At 42.6% G+C, this 16,924-nt stretch carries 16 protein-coding genes; 1 reads left to right on the top strand and 15 read right to left on the bottom strand.

The features are described from left to right. Positions 1–284 precede the first annotated feature (284 nt). From H7T92_RS05365 to H7T92_RS05420, 12 genes are all read right to left on the bottom strand, one after another. Positions 285–2,087: an acyltransferase family protein gene (locus H7T92_RS05365; RefSeq protein WP_070675946.1), complete on the bottom strand. Its 1,803-nt coding sequence runs from the start codon at positions 2,085–2,087 to the stop codon at positions 285–287. Further along, the gene (locus H7T92_RS05370) at positions 2,077–2,481 is read right to left on the bottom strand and encodes an MORN repeat-containing protein (protein ID WP_031572807.1); all 405 of its coding nucleotides are present in this window, start codon (positions 2,479–2,481) and stop codon (positions 2,077–2,079) included. The genes H7T92_RS05365 and H7T92_RS05370 overlap by 11 nt, the downstream gene beginning before the upstream one ends. Before the next feature lie 25 nt (positions 2,482–2,506). Continuing rightward, complete coding sequence (locus H7T92_RS05375) at positions 2,507–2,932, bottom strand: low molecular weight protein-tyrosine-phosphatase (protein WP_118096327.1); 426 nt, start codon at positions 2,930–2,932, stop codon at positions 2,507–2,509. Positions 2,933–3,105: 173 nt separating this feature from the next. Further along, positions 3,106–3,672, bottom strand: coding sequence for a nucleotidyltransferase family protein (locus tag H7T92_RS05380; protein WP_201037273.1), 567 nt, complete (start codon positions 3,670–3,672; stop codon positions 3,106–3,108). A 6-nt stretch (positions 3,673–3,678) separates the two neighbouring features. Continuing rightward, positions 3,679–4,677 carry a Holliday junction branch migration DNA helicase RuvB gene (gene ruvB / locus H7T92_RS05385; protein ID WP_045760104.1) on the bottom strand — a complete coding sequence of 333 codons (999 nt, stop codon included), beginning with the start codon at positions 4,675–4,677 and terminating at the stop codon, positions 3,679–3,681. A 346-nt stretch (positions 4,678–5,023) separates the two neighbouring features. After that, positions 5,024–6,064, bottom strand: coding sequence for an aldose epimerase family protein (locus H7T92_RS05390; RefSeq protein ID WP_201037274.1), 1,041 nt, complete (start codon positions 6,062–6,064; stop codon positions 5,024–5,026). Positions 6,065–6,145: 81 nt separating this feature from the next. Next, positions 6,146–7,315, bottom strand: coding sequence for an SIS domain-containing protein (locus tag H7T92_RS05395; protein WP_118398190.1), 1,170 nt, complete (start codon positions 7,313–7,315; stop codon positions 6,146–6,148). An 83-nt stretch (positions 7,316–7,398) separates the two neighbouring features. Further along, positions 7,399–7,803, bottom strand: coding sequence for a PTS sugar transporter subunit IIA (locus H7T92_RS05400; protein ID WP_003009328.1), 405 nt, complete (start codon positions 7,801–7,803; stop codon positions 7,399–7,401). A gap of 11 nt (positions 7,804–7,814) precedes the next feature. Beyond that, positions 7,815–8,633, bottom strand: coding sequence for a PTS system mannose/fructose/sorbose family transporter subunit IID (locus tag H7T92_RS05405; RefSeq protein WP_023920055.1), 819 nt, complete (start codon positions 8,631–8,633; stop codon positions 7,815–7,817). Continuing rightward, a complete protein-coding gene (locus tag H7T92_RS05410; RefSeq protein ID WP_049483971.1) occupies positions 8,620–9,534 on the bottom strand; it encodes a PTS mannose/fructose/sorbose/N-acetylgalactosamine transporter subunit IIC in 915 nt (304 codons plus the stop codon). Before H7T92_RS05410 ends, H7T92_RS05405 begins: the two co-directional genes overlap by 14 nt. 26 nt (positions 9,535–9,560) lie before the next feature. Then, complete coding sequence (locus H7T92_RS05415; RefSeq protein WP_003009322.1) at positions 9,561–10,037, bottom strand: PTS sugar transporter subunit IIB; 477 nt, start codon at positions 10,035–10,037, stop codon at positions 9,561–9,563. After that, entirely contained in the window at positions 10,034–11,821 is a 1,788-nt protein-coding gene (locus tag H7T92_RS05420) for a glycoside hydrolase family 35 protein (RefSeq protein WP_049483972.1), read from the bottom strand. Before H7T92_RS05420 ends, H7T92_RS05415 begins: the two co-directional genes overlap by 4 nt. Positions 11,822–11,953: 132 nt before the next feature. Here H7T92_RS05420 and H7T92_RS05425 point away from each other — a divergent pair, with 132 nt between their 5' ends. Then, complete coding sequence (locus H7T92_RS05425; RefSeq protein ID WP_070594681.1) at positions 11,954–12,670, top strand: GntR family transcriptional regulator; 717 nt, start codon at positions 11,954–11,956, stop codon at positions 12,668–12,670. Positions 12,671–13,004: 334 nt separating this feature from the next. On the opposite strand, the gene purB is transcribed toward H7T92_RS05425, so the two are convergent. Genes purB through H7T92_RS05440 form a run of 3 tightly spaced genes read right to left on the bottom strand, consistent with a single transcriptional unit; the run spans position 13,005 to position 16,923 of the window. Then, complete coding sequence (gene purB / locus H7T92_RS05430) at positions 13,005–14,303, bottom strand: adenylosuccinate lyase (protein ID WP_155168322.1); 1,299 nt, start codon at positions 14,301–14,303, stop codon at positions 13,005–13,007. A 23-nt stretch (positions 14,304–14,326) separates the two neighbouring features. Then, positions 14,327–15,094, bottom strand: a complete 768-nt coding sequence (locus H7T92_RS05435) for a restriction endonuclease (RefSeq protein WP_155168320.1) — start codon at positions 15,092–15,094, stop codon at positions 14,327–14,329. A 23-nt stretch (positions 15,095–15,117) separates the two neighbouring features. Continuing rightward, positions 15,118–16,923, bottom strand: a complete 1,806-nt coding sequence (locus tag H7T92_RS05440) for an AAA family ATPase (RefSeq protein WP_155168318.1) — start codon at positions 16,921–16,923, stop codon at positions 15,118–15,120. Position 16,924 lies beyond the last annotated feature (1 nt).

Consider the following 16,924-nt stretch of genomic DNA (forward strand, 5'->3'; position numbering starts at 1 on the left):
TGTACTCTATTTTGAGATTTTTGTAAACACTTCCAAGCAACTTTCACAAAGATTTTTTTGAAGTTTGTGAAATTTTTATCAATCTTATTGATGTGAAAGCAATTGTCTAGCAAAATTGTGAAAAAATAATTAAAAAAATTTTTTCTTCACAAAGAGATGTTTTCAATTGATTTTTGTAAGCGTTTTCTTAATCTTACTAAAATAAGCAACTTTTTACAAGTAAAAAGTTGCTTTTTGTTTTATTTTGTTAGGATTTGTTTTGTTTCAGTTTCAGAGAAGCAGTTTTACTTCTTGACCGGACCTTTTTCGGCCTTATCAAGGGCTTCTTTGACTGTTTGAGCATAGAGTTCCCCACCATTGGTTTCCATATTGAAGTGAACAGAGTCTGTTCCCACCCAAATGTTTGGATTTTCAATTGCTACTTGGTACCAGTCCGCAATCGTGATAAAGTCGTATTTCTTAGCTAGTTCCAACTCATAAAGACGCGTTTGAACCGATTCACTGGACTGATCGTTGGCATAGCGACCATCATATGGTGTCACAAGGATCAGGCGACGGCCTTTTGGAAGTTTCTCAACATACTGATCCAGCAATTCTTTGTAGTTACTTACAGTATTGGTTCCTAGGGCAATGACCACATTTTTTAGGAGAACTTTATTGGAGATATCGGTCTCAAAGACCTTCATTCCATTTTCCAACTGACGGCTCACCACTGCATCGATCTGGATGCCAGGGATGGCTTTAATCAGGTAGTCCTGCGCTCGCAAGTTAACCGAATCACCGATCATGGTCACACCATTTGAGACGTTATAGTCTGTTGCAGTCGCATTGTCTACCTGCGTCCGTGTGACCTGCATTTTGCTGTCTGCTTGATTGAGCCCACTCACTACCAAACTCTCATCAAAAGCTCCGACGGTTGGTGCAAAGGCAGAGATCCCGATCATCAAGAGAGCTAATGGAATCATGAGGTAAAAGATTGGCTTGGTCAAAAAGCTGAGATCCATCTTCATACCAAAGACACGAGGCTCCTTGCCTGCAATGGTTGGCTCCAAAATATAGAAGGACAGAGCCGTTAGAATCAAGGAAACGATCGTCGTCACAAGGGCTGCCATCATATTTCCCAAATGTTGAGAGAAGATGATAAAGAAAGGCCAGTGGAAAAGGTAGACACCATAACTGGTATCTGCCAAGAAATTGAGGATGGCTGGTTCCTTTTTATCCGGCGTCTTCTCATGGAGAATGCGGGCCGACAGAATCATGGCACAAGCTGCGATTGTCGCTGCTAAAAAGCCAAACAGATAGGTCCACAAGCTATCAAATGGCAAGAAAAGACTGAGCACAAACAAGAAGGCAAAGCTTCCACCCAAGACCGATAAGGTCTTTTTCATGCTCCAAGACTGCACCAGCTTTGTAAAGTTCGGGCTGACATTGGCAATCCCTGTCACCGTTGCTAGGCATGATCCCGCAAAGAAGGGGAAGATGTGAGTGAAGCTAGAAAAATAGATGGTGGAGAAATTAGCTGTCAGAAAGGCGCGGATGAACATGGACAAGAAGGTGAAGAGAAAGAGCCCACTGGATGCCAGGAAGAGCATGCCTCGGTACTTTCCAACCGTCTTAGCCCGCTTAGCCAAGAACCATGCCAAAAGTGCCCAGAGCACATAGTAATGCACTTCTAGGGCCAAACTCCAGGTATGAAGGAAGAGATGCGGAATGAAGTTGCTTTCGTAACTACCACCCGTTGCCATCTCAAAGAAATTGGTCACAAAACCAAAGACCGCCGCAATCTGAGTCCCAATACCAGCCACGTAGTCCCGTTGGACCATAAAGGTAAAGGGCATTACGACCAAGACCATAAAGACAAGGGGTGGTACGATCCGGTAAAAGCGCCGTTTCAAGAATGCCAGGTAGTCGATTCCTTGCTTGCGCGCAAATTCATCGATCAAGAGCGCTGTAATCAAAAATCCTGAGAAGGTGAAGAAAATATCTACCCCAATGAAGCCTCCAGGAAAGGCTTTTTGGAAGAAATGGTAAAGCAATACCAATAAGAGTCCTGTAACACGGACTAGTGAAAACCATTTAATGCGCATTTTGATAAATCCCCTGCTTGAATGTTCCTTTGTATACGACGTTGGCTTCTGTGGTTAAGGTGCCTTTGCCCTCCGGCTGGCCATTAACAAACTGCCCTTCATAGGTCCAGCCATCCTTGGACTTAAACTTACCATAGCCACTAAAAGAGCCGTTGACGAGGTTACCTGTATAGGTATCCCCATTTTTAAAAGTGACGGTTCCCTTGCCATTCATCTTGCCACGGACCAAACTTCCGTCGTAACGGATCGCCCCCTTATCCAAGGTCAAGACGCCCTGACCTGGAATGGCTGAAAGGAAAACCAGCAAAGCAGATAGAACAATCACGACTAATGCTGCTATTTCTAAATTTTTTCGCGTCAGATAGACCTTATAAGTCTCATAAAATTCTTTCATATTCTTTCTCTCACATATCAAACTCTTAAGAAGTTGCTAGCTGATCTAACCAAGCCTTACAGCCGCTCAGGACTCTGGAATAGGTCTCCTCAAAATCACCGGTATACCACGGATCTGGCACACTTTCAGAAGCAAAAAGATGAATCTTGTGTTCTGTTCCTGCAGGAGCCATTCGCTTCAGATCTGCTACATTGTTTTCGTCCATCCCTAGGATCAAATCAAAGTTGTAAAAATCCTCTTCCTTGATCTGTAAGGATGTCTTGGCTGGATCATACGGGACTTGGTGTTGTTGAAAGATTTTCTGGGTTCCCTGATGGATGGGATTGCCATGTTCCCAGCTCGAGGTGGCCCGACTTTCAATCTCATACTGATCCGTCAAGTCCTTCATGACAAACTCCGCCATGGGGCTCCGACAAATATTTCCTAAGCAGACAAAGACGATTTTTTTCATGATTCCACCTAACTCCTTGTTCGGACTGCCCAACCTTGCTGAGCTCTTGGCTTTCCACTATGGAAAACCAGCATACTATTACCATTATAACAAAAATGTGACAGAAAGATGACAAAGTGGCTCCATCATTTTAAAGAAAAATCAGATTCCTTTTTCAAATCTGATCTGTTTTTCTATTTTGGAAAACGAACCTCTAATGGAGGCCATTTACTCTGCCAATCCTTCTTTTTCATCCGCTCTGTATAAACCGCTAAACGCTCTGGGCTGGCTAAAAAATGTGGAGTCGGCTGAACGATGAAGTCTTCGATATCCTTTGTCCCATAAGGGAGAAAGAGCTCTAGCTGACCATCTTTCCTCAAGCGAACTGCAAGTGCCGTACACTGCTCGGGGTATTTGGAAACCGCGTCACAAGCACTGCGATAAGGAGCCGTCCCTGGACTATGCTGGTGCATATAGACTTGATTTTTCACTTCCCAAGCGTACTGGGGATAGGTCTTCTTTAACTCCTGCTCGATCTGCTGAGTCTCCTCATAGCTGATCGCAGGGTCATAAAAGACCAGATCCATATCGGTCGTCGCATCAAACCCTGGTTTTCCAGAGAGCTGGTTCCAGATGAAATTGCGCACCGCACCTGCTGCAAGCCAGGCATCTGCCAAGCCTAGATCTCGAATAATAGTCAAGACGTCCATCATCTCTTGATCCGCTTGGATTTGTTCTACGATTGCTTCTTCCGTCAGCATCTTCTTCTAGTCTCCATTGTAGGGATAACCCAGGTGTTCATAGGCCTTGCGAGTCGCCACGCGCCCTGTCCGGGTCCGCATGATAAAGCCTTTCTGAATTAAGTAAGGCTCATACATATCTTCTACGGTCTCCCTCTCTTCGGCAATATTGACTGATAGAGTCCCAAGGCCGACCGGGCCACCACCGTACATTTCAATCATAGTGCGCAGGATCTTTTGATCGACATAGTCCAGTCCTTCATGGTCCACATCCAGCATGGAGAGGGCCTTGTCAGTAATGGTATCGTCAATCAAGCCATCGCCCATAATCTGAGCAAAATCGCGCACCCGTTTCAGCAACCGGTTGGCAATCCGAGGGGTCCCACGACTACGAAGAGAAAGCTCTTCGGCAGCTTCGTGGGTAATTTCCATCTCAAAGATCTCGGCGGTCCGCTCGACAATCTCTGTCAGATCATCTTGCTCGTAGTATTCCATATGCCCCGTAATTCCAAAGCGAGCGCGCAAGGGATTGGACAGCATACCCGCTCGCGTCGTCGCCCCAATCAAAGTGAAGGGAGGAAGGTCCAGATGGACACTCCGGCTAGTCTCGCCAGCACCAATCATGATATCGATGTAAAAATCTTCCATGGCGCTGTAAAGCACTTCTTCAACCGACATAGGAAGACGGTGGATCTCATCGATAAAGAGAACATCCCCCGGCTCTAGGTCATTAAGAATGGCTACCAAGTCACCAGCCTTTTCAATGACAGGACCCGAAGTCTGCTTGAGATTGACGCCCAGTTCATTGGCAATGACAAAAGCCATGGTGGTTTTCCCAAGGCCTGGAGGGCCAAAAAGAAGGACATGATCCAGCGCTTCATCCCGAAGCTTAGCCGCCTCAATAAAGATTTTTAGCTGGTCCTTGACCTTATCTTGACCGATATATTCATGTAAATATTGCGGGCGCAGCGTCCGTTCAACAGCCTCTTCATCGCCCATGATTTCATTGTCTAAAATTCTACTCATACAGTCTATTATAGCAAAAAATGATACCTTGGGTACCACAAATAGAATGTGTTTTTTACAGATCCTAGTTCTCACTGTCGTTCGAACTGCATCAATGTACCTAAGCTCACTAACGTTTGCTAAGGTACGTAGAAAAAGCCACCGGTTTTGGTGGCTCTTATAGGGAGATTATTATGAAAAAGTTTTAGGAGTTTTATCATTCAAAGTTAGGAGGTCTTTGATGATGGTATTAGTATACGATAGGAAGCTTAAACTTTCCTTATAGTCATTTTTAAAAATTTTTTCTAAAAAAGAGGTTGCTCCAAGCAAGGATTTCACATCCTTGTTTGAGTCACCCCTTTCCTCCTTATTTCTTAGCGATGGCATGGTAGCTGGTCTTACTGGTAAAGACTTGCCCTGCTCTCAGGATGACCTTCTCAGCTTGGTTACTGTGAATGGCATCTGGCACTGTTTGGAATTCTAGAGCCAAGCCATTGTGCTGAACCATTGGTTGGCCTTGGAGACGAACGGTTTCATCTACGAAATTGGCAGAATACACCACCAAGGCGGGAGCCTCTGACTTGAAGGTCAAGAAGCGTCCAGATGGTTGATGGTAGAAGAAGCCTGCATTTTCATGTCCATCTGGTAGAGCGAAAGGATGGTCCAATCCTTCTACCAGGCGGATTTGCGGATCTGAATCCTTAAAGAGATCCTCTAACAACATGGCTTGGTAGAGATGCTGAACGATTGGACTTTCTCTATCCACAGTGTGAAGAGGGACGCCATCTGGATGGATAGGGTAAAGCCCTTGATGGTTGATCTGAAAGACATGGTCATTGATCGGCTGGGTGAAGTTCCCAGATAGGTTGAAATAGCTGTGGTTAGTCGGGTTGACCAAGGTATCTTGATCCGTTTCTACCCGATAAGCAATCTCGAGTTCACCATCTTCAGTCAAACCATAGGTTACCCAGATCTTGAGATTTCCAGGGAAACCACCGGTTCCATCTGCACGTTCTGTGTATAGGGTAATTTCCTGATCCGTTACCGACTCCACGCTAAACAAAGCGCTGTCCCAACCCGTCGGTCCACTGTGGTTGCAGTTGGCACCGTTATTGGCCTCCAAGTGATAGGTCTCTCCATTGAGTTCAAAGCTAGCTCCTGCAATCCGACCTGCTACCGGTCCAATACTAGCCCCATATTTAGGGCTATTGCCCACATAGTCCTCAAAGCGATCAAAGCCTAGAATAATATTCGTAAACTGGTCTTCTTTATCCGGTGTCACATATTCTAAGATCGTCGCCCCATAGGTCATGACAGATAATTGGTAGCCCTTGTCATTTTCGAGGCGATAAGCCCGAACCTCTTGATTTTGCCATTCCCCAAACACGCTTTCTTGATACTGTTTCACTAACCTTCTCCTCTCACTGTTTTTCTCCATTGTATCAGTTTCACAAGAAGAAACACTCCACTTTTTATAGAAAATTAGTGGCTATTCTTTATGAAATGGATGAATGATCACCCCTTGAACAACCCGATTGACGGTACCAGTCGGTGAAGGTGTGTCTGGGCGATTTTGCACCTTGAGCGAAGTCAAAAGAGAAATCAATTGACCATAGATAATGTAAGGGAAGGCACGGTAGATATCTAATGAGTCTGCTGATGCTTCCACCAACACTTCCCGTACATGCTCGATCCCTGCAGCTTGATCAGCCAAGAGAACGACCTGACGGGCAATTTGATCTCCTGCAACTTCGCGAACCAAGTCCAGATCATACTGACGGGTATAAGAATCAATGGAGCCAAATACCAGGACCAGAGTCTGGTCATTGATGAGGGATTTCGGACCGTGACGGAATCCGACAGGACTTTCATACATGGTTGCAATTTTTCCTGCTGTTAATTCCAAAATCTTGAGCTGGGCTTCATGGGCTAGGCCAAAGAAAGGTCCTGCTCCCAGATAGATCACGCGCTCAAAGTCTAGATCGACCACTTCCTTGACCGCACGGTCCTGCTCCAAGATTTGTTCAGACAGATGAATCAGTTCTTCTACTCGTTTTTCTTTGATCTCTTCCTCGCTTGGATCAAAGACCAAGAGAGCTGTCAAGAGCATGGAGGTAAAGCTAGAGGTCATCGCAAAGCCAGCATCGTTGGTTTCTTTTGGTTGGAGAAGCAAGAGATTGCGCTCATCTCCGTGGGCTTGCTGGGCCAGTTTCCCTTCTTCGGCACAGGTAATGGTGATCTGATAGAGCTCATCAACCAAGTCTTGAGCTAACTGCACGGTTGCGACACTTTCTGGCGAATTGCCACTCCGGGCAAAAGATACTAAAACCGTTGGAACCTCTTTTTTCAAATAGGTTTGAGGATGAGCTACGATATCCGTCGTCGCAATGGATTGAAAATTCCAGTGGCGTTCATCGTGCACTTCCTGCAAGTAAGGAACCAAGGTATCCCCCACATATGCTGAGGTTCCTGCCCCTGTCAAGATGACCTTGATATAGTCATGCTCTTGCCCAATCTTTTCTAAGAAAGCTTTGATTTCCGCTTTTCTTTCTTGGTACAAGCGAGCCGTTTCTTTCCAAACACTTGGTTGTTGGTAAATCTCACGTGTTGTGATCTCTGCTCCTAGCTCCTGCAAGTCTTCTTTTGTATAGTCTAACATAGAAACTGTTGTTCCTTTCTACAATCTAACGTTGATAAATGGGAAAGGAGCCTGAGATGATGCTCCCAGACTCCCATACCAACCTACTCATCTTCATCATCATCAAGGTTTGACAAGAGGTCATTGACCTTGACAATACTTTCTTTTGCACGTTCAGGGTAGTCCCCTTCATTACCAGTCAGGCTACTATTGATGAATTCGATAACCATCGGAAGATTCATCCCTGCGTATAAGTCAATCGCACGTCCTTCAAGGATCAAGCGGCTCACGGTGTTGCAAGGAGTTCCTCCCAAGAGATCGGCAAATACAATATAGTCTTCTAGACCTTGGACTGTTGCTTCTAATTTAGCAGTAAAGTCTTCTGGTCCTTCTTCTGGTAAGAGTGCAACCGTATGGATGGATTCTTGTGGTCCCATAATCATCTCTGTGCTCGCTTTGAGCTCTTCACAAAAGCGACCATGGCTGACCAATACTAACTCTTTTGCCATACCTTACTCCATTATGCCATTCCAAAGAAGAAGTGGCCAAATGCTGAGAATGCGATTGCTGCAAGGATGATGAGCAAGATAGCTTTTGTAGAGTTCATACCCTTACGTCCAAGCAACCAGTAGATTACACCTGTGATGATAGCTGGTACCAAACGTGGGAAGATAAGGTTGAGCATATCTTGAATTTCAATCGCTTTGTCCCCAATGTGTGGAGTCCAAGAAACTTCAACACCAATCATGCTGGCAATCAAGGCACCAACCATGAAGATACCCAGAACGGCAGCTGCGTCGATCAAAGCTGTCAAGGTACTTTGCATATTGTTGATGAGGTTAACCCCTTCTTTATAGGCAAATTCCAACTGTTTCCAACGGAAAATGTCATAAGCAACTGCCACAGCGATCCACAAGAAGATACCGGCTGGGTTTCCTGCAATAGCCAAAGTTGCTGCGATTGAACCCATAATAGCTGGTACCAATGATCCAAAGATTGAGTCCCCAAGAGGAGCGAATGGTCCCATGAGACCTGTCTTGATCCCGTTCACCGCATCTTTTGATTTGACACCATCTTTTTCTTCCAGAGCAAGGTCAAAACCAGTGATAATGGTGTGGAAGAATGGTGAAGTATTGAAGAATTGCGTATGCAATTTCATCATTTCTTTCAATTCTGGAGTGCCATCACCATACATTTTACGCAACTGAGGTAAAAGCATATAAAGGTAACCAGAAGCCTGCATCCGTTCGTAGTTCCAACCCAATTGGAAGGTGAAGAGGCTACGTTTGTTGATTTGTTTAAAATCTTCTTTTGTTAGTTTGTAATTAGAATTCGTCATCTTCAATTTCCCCGCTTTCTACATTGCTTGCTGGAGCAGCTACGACTGTACGTTGACTGTTTTTGAAGTGTTGTACTGCAAGGAAGATACCGATAATGGCAATACCAATCATAGATACACTCTTGAAGTTGTTAACAAAAGTAATAGCTTGTTCTTTTGGAAGTTTAGCGAACACATCAGAACCAACAATGCTAGACACTGCAGCACCAAGGCTTTGAACATTGCTATAAAGCACTGTCAACATTGCTGTTAAGCCAAAGCCAAGTGCTAAGTAGTGAAGGTTACGACGAACAGGAAGGTAACGAAGCAAGATCGCAAATCCAAGACCTGGAAGCATTTGACCTGCAAGTTTCAGACCGTTTGCCAACCATTGTACATTAGCAAGACCTGTAACAACAGTTTCTACGAAAGAACCACCAAAGGCAAGCGCGAAGAAGACTGGAAGGGCACGAGAAAGAGCCCAAGGAACAGCACCAAGAAGGTAGTTGCGTTCAATTCCTTTATAGTCGTAACGTTCGATCGCAGCATCTACACGGTGAGCGAAGTAAGTTGTAGTCATACGACCAAGAATATCAAAGTAGGTCAACAAAGTTGCTACCGGCACAGCGATTGTAGCAATAGCAATCTCTGGATCAATCCCTTTTGCTACTGAGAAGGCAGTCGCAAGAACGGCACCAGATGTTGCGTCAATACGAGAAGCTCCACCGAAAGTACCTACACCGAGCACTGTCAATTGAAGAGAAGCTCCGATAAATAGACCTGTCTTTAAATCCCCCATGACAAGTCCTGTAATGAAACCAGCAAAGACTGGTGATCCTGCTGATGAAACAATCGTCAACTCATCACAGATTTGATAAGCTGAGTACAAAGTAAGTAGTAAAATTTGCCACCATTGTATCATGACAATTTCCTCCTAAAAATTTTCTTTTACTTTAATAACTTCATAAAGTCTTCTGCAGTGTCGTTTGGCACCATCTGAGACGTAATCTTTACACCTTTTTCGTGGATCTTGTTGAAGTCTTCCACGTCCGCGTCCACCACATTGATCGAGCGGGTAATCGCACGTGTCTCATCAGATTGAGACATATTGCCGACATTCAGCGTTTCAAGCTGAACGCCTGCTTCGATCAAACGAAGGAAACGATCAGGTTTGCGAGCTACGATAAAGAGTCGTTGGCTATCATATTTTCCAGCCAAGATATTTTCCGCAGCCTTTGCGACTGGCAAGATACTGAGCTTAACACCAGGTGGTGTCGCTAGTTTCAAGCCACTTTTTTCAATATCATTTTGAGCGACTTCATCATCGATCACCATGATACGTGAAACATTTAGTTTGGTAGTCCAAAGATTGGCTACCTGCCCGTGGATCAAACGTCCATCGATACGGCATCCTACAATAGTCATAAGTTTTCCCCCTTTACTTCTTTGAATGTAGGTTGTTGAACAAGTTGAAGTGTCTCTTGGTAACGCCCTTCTGTCTCAAAGACGATCAGGCTATTGGCTCCTTCTTTGAGGAAACCATGAGGCACATAAAGTGAAGTGGTCGGTCCGACCTCCCAGAAGCGACCAAGGTTATGGCCGTTGACAAAGACGACCCCTTTCCCAAATCCTGTCATATCCAGATAAGTGTCAAGGTTGTGGTCCAGCTGAAAATCATATCGGTAAAAGGCTGGAGCACCTGCCTGCCATTCCTTTGAAAAATCGAGCTGACTGAGATCTTGTAAATCCAGTGGGTACTGCTTCCAATGAAGGTGGAAGTGCAAATCCACACAGACACCTGTGCGAATGCCCTTGTGCTGGCTATCAGCTAAGAGCTTGTGACCATAGTTGACACGGCCCATATTCTCAAGCAAGATTTTTAAATTCGTAACCGCTTTCTTTTTTCCTTTGATAAAAAGATCTTCACCGATCTCTGTTTGGTATTGTGTTGCTACATGTTGATCATCCAGGTAAATTTGTACCCGATCCCGACCATCAATGATGCGCAATTTTTCTTCTTCCGCATCCAACTCAAGGTCTGTCTCATATAGTAGATAACCTGTGGTTTGCCCCAACTCTTCCATCTTTTCAGGATAAAGGCTGGTCTCGACTTGAGCCAAATTATCCAGATTCCCAAAAAGACTAGTCTTGGCTGCCAATTGCAAGGTTTGTTCTGGCAAACACTCTTTGATGAGTGGTTCTTGCTGTGGGTATTCCGGATAATAGGTCGCCATCATTTTTTGAATAGCATAATACTTCTCCGTCGGATTGCCCTGCTCATTGAGCAAAGCCCCATAGTCATAGGACGTCACCTGTGGCAAGTCTAGCGTTCCCCGAGCTGAGCAACCATTCATGAAGCCGAAATTGGTTCCGCCATGAAACATATAGAGGTTGATGGAACCAAGCTCCAAGACCTCATGGACAGCTTCTGCCAACTCCTCTGGGTCCCTTTGAATCACGGGTTCCTTCCAGCGGGTAAACCAGCCATCCCAGAATTCCATACACATCAAGGGCCATTTCTTGCCGTATTCGTCAAAGAATTCTTTCATCTGACCAAAGTTATAGGCTGCTTTGGAACCGAAGTTTCCTGTCACGAAGAGGTCTTCTTCGATCAAGGTTCCTGCTCTTAGCGTTGCTCGCCATGGACCATCTGATGTAAAGAGAGGACAGGTCACGCCTTTTCCCTTCATCAAATCCCGAATGGCACGAAGATAATCCTTATCTTCTCCATAAGAGCCGTACTCATTTTCCACCTGCATCATAAGGATTGGACCACCCCGATCCACTTGGTAGGGTGTCAACAACCCAAGCAAGCGATCATAATAACGATCCACCGCTTCGATAAAGGCTGGGTCTGATGAGCGGATTCGCAGGTCTTCTTCTAAGAGCCAAGCTGGCAATCCACCAAATTCCCACTCTGCACAGATAAAGGGCGACGGCCTTACAATCATGTAAAGTCCTAGGGACTGGGCTGTTTGAATGAAACGCTCTAGATCCAATCGGCCACTAAAGTCAAACTGCCCTTTGCGGGGTTCATGCGCATTCCAAGGAACATAGGTCTCAACCGTGTTAAAACCCAAAGCTTTTAGATTATACAAGGAATGATACCAGTCTGCTGGGTCAATACGGAAATAATGGATTGCTCCGGATAAAATCTTAAAGGGTTGACCTTTTAAATAGAAAGCATCGCGAATCTCAAAAACTCCCATAAACGCCCCCCTTTCTTATATGTAACCCTTTTCATTTATTAATATAATAAATTATTTGAAAAATGTCAACACTTTTATAAAAAATATGTTAAAATAGGGTTAAATAAGAGAAATCTAAAGAGAGGTAGCACTATGGCAATTCCAAAGTACCAACACATCAAAGATGATTTGAAGCAGCAAATTATCTCAGGAAAATTTGAAAATGGAGATAAATTTTATACGGAAGCTGAACTCATCAAAATTTATGATGTCAGCTCTATCACCGTTGTCCGTGCTTTGAACGACCTCGCCGCCGATGGCTACATTGTCCGTCAGCAAGGAAAGGGAACCTTTGTTTCTCGTGCTCGAAAACACAAACTGGTAGAATTTTCAGATGTTGAAACCTTCCCAATCCAAAAGGCCAAAGTCAAAGTTCTCTCTATTAAACGTGGAAATACCTTGAGCATCCTAGACAAACTAGGCCTCAACCCAACGCAGTTCTACTATAAGATCGAACGGACTCGCCAGACAGGGGATGATACCTATATCTTCCACCAAACCTATATTCCTGAACAATACATCAATCCAAACTATCCAAATTTGGAATACTACAGCTCTATCTATGATCGCTTCAAAGAAGACTATCACATTCATATGAATGATGAGCACTTCGAAGAAGTCAACGAAATCGTCTTTCCTACACCAAGCAAGGTTGCTAAAGTATTGAAGATCGACGAAAATTTCCCAACGGTCAAACAAGTGAAGACGACCAAGCTAGAAGCGACTGGCCAAATCCTTGAATACACGGAAACCTATAAACGCGGTGACTACTACAAGATCAAGTTCATCTCCTGTGACCGCGATCACTAAGAACCAAAAAGACTGAGACATCTCGGTCTTTTTTATAGCTCCAGTATAGCATGTTGAAAACGATTTCTAAAGACCTCTTTAAAAATATATATAATTAGTGATAGTTTAGCTATAAAAAGTTTAAAAAGGGAGTGGGAAAGAACTCCGACTAGTTAAAAAGAGTTCGTCTTCCCCACCCCCGCACAGTTGATTAGGTCATCTTTGGAGCTTCATAAGCGAACAAAGATACCAATCAACCACTGCGTCTTGCAGTTAGTCTTATCAAACATCAAAGGCTGGACAGTTTTTGCCCAGCCTCTTTCGTCTATTTTTCAAATTCCCTTTTTCGTTGCGATTAGTCACCCAAACCGATGCGTTCGAAGATTTCATCCACTCGTTTGGTGTAGTAAGTTGGGTTGAAGATTTCATCGATTTCTTCTTGAGTCAAACGTGATGTTACCTCTGGATCTGCTTCAAGAAGTGGTTTGAAGTCTACTTGATTATCCCATGATTGGGCCGTCTTCGGTTGAACAAGGTCATAAGCTTGCTCACGCGTCATACCTTTTTCAATCAAGGTCAACATGGCACGTTGGCTAAAGATAAGACCAAACGTAGAGTTCATGTTGCGGATCATGTTTTCTGGGAAGACCGTCAAGTTCTTGACGATGTTGCCAAAACGGTTGAGCATATAGTCAATCAAGATGGTCGTATCTGGCGTGATGATACGCTCAGCTGACGAGTGAGAGATATCACGTTCGTGCCAAAGGGCTACGTTTTCATAAGCTGTTACCATGTGACCACGGATAACACGCGCAAGACCTGTCATGTTTTCAGAACCGATAGGATTGCGTTTGTGAGGCATTGCTGAAGACCCTTTTTGACCTTTAGCAAAGAACTCTTCCACTTCGCGTTGTTCTGATTTTTGCAAACCACGAATTTCAGTCGCCATACGCTCGATAGAAGTCGCGATACTAGCAAGAACTGCAAAGTACTCAGCGTGAAGGTCACGAGGAAGCACCTGTGTAGAGATTTCTTGAGCACGGATACCAAGCTTGTCGCAGACATATTGCTCTACGAATGGTGGGATGTTGGCAAAGTTCCCAACCGCACCAGAAATCTTACCAGCTTCCACACCAGCAGCCGCATGCTCGAAACGCTCGATATTGCGCTTCATTTCGCTGTACCATGTTGCTAATTTAAGACCAAATGTTGTCGGCTCAGCGTGCACACCGTGGGTACGACCCATCATGATGGTGAACTTGTGCTCCTTGGCCTTGTCAGCGATGATGTTGCTGAAGTTTTCAAGGTCACGACGGATGATGTCGTTGGCTTGTTTATAAAGGTAACCATAGGCAGTATCCACCACGTCGGTAGAAGTCAAACCGTAGTGTACCCACTTGCGCTCCTCACCAAGAGTCTCAGAGACCGCACGTGTGAAGGCAACCACATCGTGGCGAGTCTCTTGCTCGATTTCCAAAATACGGTCGATGTCAAAGTCCGCTTTTTCACGAATCAAGGCCACATCTTCCTTAGGGATTTCCCCTAACTCAGCCCATGCCTCGTCAGCCAAGATTTCCACCTCAAGCCAAGCACGGTATTTATTTTCTTCAGTCCAAATGTTCGCCATCTCAGGGCGAGAGTAACGTTCGATCATTGTTGTTTCTCCTTAATTTAAGATCATAAGTAATCATTCTTTATAACGTCAGAAGGTACGATAATTCCAGGGAATTCATTTAAATCTACACTATCCAAAGAATACGGGAAAGGAAATAATATAAATTGTAAAGATTGTAGTTCAGCTAACCTAATAAGGCTTCTCAATTGGAAATTAGAAACTCCACGTATACAATAATTCTCTTTGTCAGGTACATTTTCATAATAATATTGAGCCATCTTTTTTGAATAAAATAATGGTAATGTTACATGTGAATCTTGTATATTTGGATATTGATAAAACGATCCTGTAACTTCTCCATTACGTTGTTCCATCAACATCCAAAAGGGTTCCCCCTGTACTTTCTCATCAGGCAAAAATCCTTTTTTAATTGTTCTAGCCACTATGTCAACTATTGTCGGCAGTTCGTCAACCGTCATCAATTTAATACCGTTTGATTCTGCAAAAATTTTTGTTCCTTCTTGAAAACCAACCTTTGAAATCATTATTCCAATTATATTACCCAATCCAACATCTTGTAGCTTTGTAGAAAAATCACGTATTTCCTTTATTGACACTTTATTTTTCCAATCTTTACATTCTATAGCTACTCTACACTCTATATTTAAATGTGTGAATTGATAGTAAACATCAAATTCATTAGTTGCTCCACTCTGACCTTTAATGGTTACTTTTGTTGATACTAATGTATTTTCATAATCATTCAATTCTAGTAAGCGAGAATATACATACTGTGCATAATCCTCTAATGATTTTCCTGTATTAACCATAAATTTATAAACTTTTCCCCTTATTACTCAACTAAAGATAAAAACTCTTTGACAATTTCTGTTAATTCAAAATGTTCTATACCGTCTTCATCTATATATTTTTCTTGTTCATGAATTTGGTCTACTGTCATCTTTGGCCAGTTATTTTGTAAAACCTTATTTTCATTAGTTTGATTAAAATTCTTAACCTCCTCTTTCACATCGTTATAATCAGTTATATTTACGTGCCCATCAAAGATATCTGGATGAAGATAATTTTCAGCCTCACGTTTTCGAGTACAAAATGCAGTTCTTCCATGTTTTCTATTCTTTTCAACGGTAGAAGTATTTTTTGTTCGATTGGCGGGAGAAATTCTATCTGAATCTAAAAATATTCCAAAAGGAAGACCAAACTGATCTACAGTTCTCATTGTAATCCAAGATTTTAAATTATCACAACCACCAGTAGGTACTAGTGCGATATTTGCCTCCTGAAAAGTCCTATCTATTTCTCCACTTTCTTTTAAAACCTTGCATAAATGATTAAAGAAAATTATATCTGTTTTACCTTCTATTAAAATTAATGCCTTTGTTTCTTTTGAAATTGGATCCGGTAAAACACCTAAAGTTTCTGTGATTTTTTTTAAAACCTCATCACCTCCACTACTAACTTGTGACTTATCCGATTTTTCTACTAATCGAAGACTAGCAGTGGGTAATAGTCCACCTAGAGCTGGAGTATGGGTTGTTAAAATTATTTGAGTATTTTCCTTGGATGCTAACTCTAGAAAAGCTTCTATGAGTAATATTTGATGCGATGGGTGTTGAGAAGTCTCTGGTTCTTCAAAAGCATAAATTATGCTCTTATTCCTCTCTGCTTCTGATAATTTTCTTTCTGCCTCTGCCCGAAAGAAATTTAGGAGAATTAAACGACGAACTCCACTTCCTCTTTTATTGATAGATATATCATCATCCGATTTTATTGATAATTTAAAAAGCGAATCAAACTTAGGCTCTGATTTAAACTCTGGAACTAGAGAAGCAGCCAGATCCTCATCCATCTCTTGCAACTTAGCTAATGTACGTCCTGCAGTTTCAATTGCTTTCCGTTGAACTTCACTTTTTATTTTATTAATCTCAGTTTGCAACTCTTGTAATGCTTGAGATACCGCAACAGACATAGGATCTGCAATTTCTTTATCTGAATCTGAACTACTTCGATCTGATTGAAACAACGCATAAATTGGTAAAAAAGTCTCAATTACTCCATATACTTTTTTTGCATCCTCTTTTGTAACTTCTAATTCAACCTCTTTAATTATTAAATCTCTTTTAGAAGATAAAATCGCCTGTCGAATAGAGACATTACTTCTTTTATCGTATTTATCCTCATCAATACCTAAATCAACCGCACGCTTTTTTAAATCAGCTTGTTTTAACAATAACAAATCATTGTAATTATCATCTATAGGATGATTGCAAATAATTTTCGTCTCCGGTTTTGGTTTTGCAGATGAACATTTGAAAGTTTTTTTAATTTCCAAATCACCATTCGAATTCAAAAGATTTTCATCTTCCAAGCTAGTTTTAGAAGAAGCATCAACTACTATCTCATCTGGTAATTCATCAAAAATACATGTTATAAAAATAGAATCCGAATTCGCTCCAACAGATAAATCATCTCTCTCACAAACAACTAATTTGTTATTAAAAAAGATTTCTAATGCTTCCAAAATTGTTGATTTCCCTGCATCGTTCTTACCTATAAAAGCTGTCAAATTATCAAAATCAACAATTGTTTCATCTTTATAACCGCGAAAATTTTTAATTTTTATTTGCTTAAGCCTCATA

The sequence above is a fragment of the Streptococcus parasanguinis genome, from assembly GCF_016648855.1.
GTDB classification, from domain to species: Bacteria; Bacillota; Bacilli; order Lactobacillales; family Streptococcaceae; genus Streptococcus; species Streptococcus parasanguinis_L.

What these genes read in the sequence shown, in the direction of transcription:
- H7T92_RS05410 (WP_049483971.1), bottom strand. Translation starts at nt 9,534, where the DNA reads ATGATACAATGGTGGCAAATTTTACTACTTACTTTGTACTCAGCTTAT.
- H7T92_RS05370 (WP_031572807.1), bottom strand. Translation starts at nt 2,481, where the DNA reads ATGAAAGAATTTTATGAGACTTATAAGGTCTATCTGACGCGAAAAAAT.
- H7T92_RS05420 (WP_049483972.1), bottom strand. Translation starts at nt 11,821, where the DNA reads ATGGGAGTTTTTGAGATTCGCGATGCTTTCTATTTAAAAGGTCAACCC.
- H7T92_RS05415 (WP_003009322.1), bottom strand. Translation starts at nt 10,037, where the DNA reads ATGACTATTGTAGGATGCCGTATCGATGGACGTTTGATCCACGGGCAG.
- H7T92_RS05400 (WP_003009328.1), bottom strand. Translation starts at nt 7,803, where the DNA reads ATGGCAAAAGAGTTAGTATTGGTCAGCCATGGTCGCTTTTGTGAAGAG.
- purB (WP_155168322.1), bottom strand. Translation starts at nt 14,303, where the DNA reads ATGATCGAACGTTACTCTCGCCCTGAGATGGCGAACATTTGGACTGAA.
- ruvB (WP_045760104.1), bottom strand. Translation starts at nt 4,677, where the DNA reads ATGAGTAGAATTTTAGACAATGAAATCATGGGCGATGAAGAGGCTGTT.
- H7T92_RS05365 (WP_070675946.1), bottom strand. Translation starts at nt 2,087, where the DNA reads ATGCGCATTAAATGGTTTTCACTAGTCCGTGTTACAGGACTCTTATTG.
- H7T92_RS05395 (WP_118398190.1), bottom strand. Translation starts at nt 7,315, where the DNA reads ATGTTAGACTATACAAAAGAAGACTTGCAGGAGCTAGGAGCAGAGATC.
- H7T92_RS05380 (WP_201037273.1), bottom strand. Translation starts at nt 3,672, where the DNA reads ATGCTGACGGAAGAAGCAATCGTAGAACAAATCCAAGCGGATCAAGAG.
- H7T92_RS05435 (WP_155168320.1), bottom strand. Translation starts at nt 15,094, where the DNA reads ATGGTTAATACAGGAAAATCATTAGAGGATTATGCACAGTATGTATAT.
- H7T92_RS05425 (WP_070594681.1), top strand. Translation starts at nt 11,954, where the DNA reads ATGGCAATTCCAAAGTACCAACACATCAAAGATGATTTGAAGCAGCAA.
- H7T92_RS05375 (WP_118096327.1), bottom strand. Translation starts at nt 2,932, where the DNA reads ATGAAAAAAATCGTCTTTGTCTGCTTAGGAAATATTTGTCGGAGCCCC.
- H7T92_RS05440 (WP_155168318.1), bottom strand. Translation starts at nt 16,923, where the DNA reads ATGAGGCTTAAGCAAATAAAAATTAAAAATTTTCGCGGTTATAAAGAT.
- H7T92_RS05405 (WP_023920055.1), bottom strand. Translation starts at nt 8,633, where the DNA reads ATGACGAATTCTAATTACAAACTAACAAAAGAAGATTTTAAACAAATC.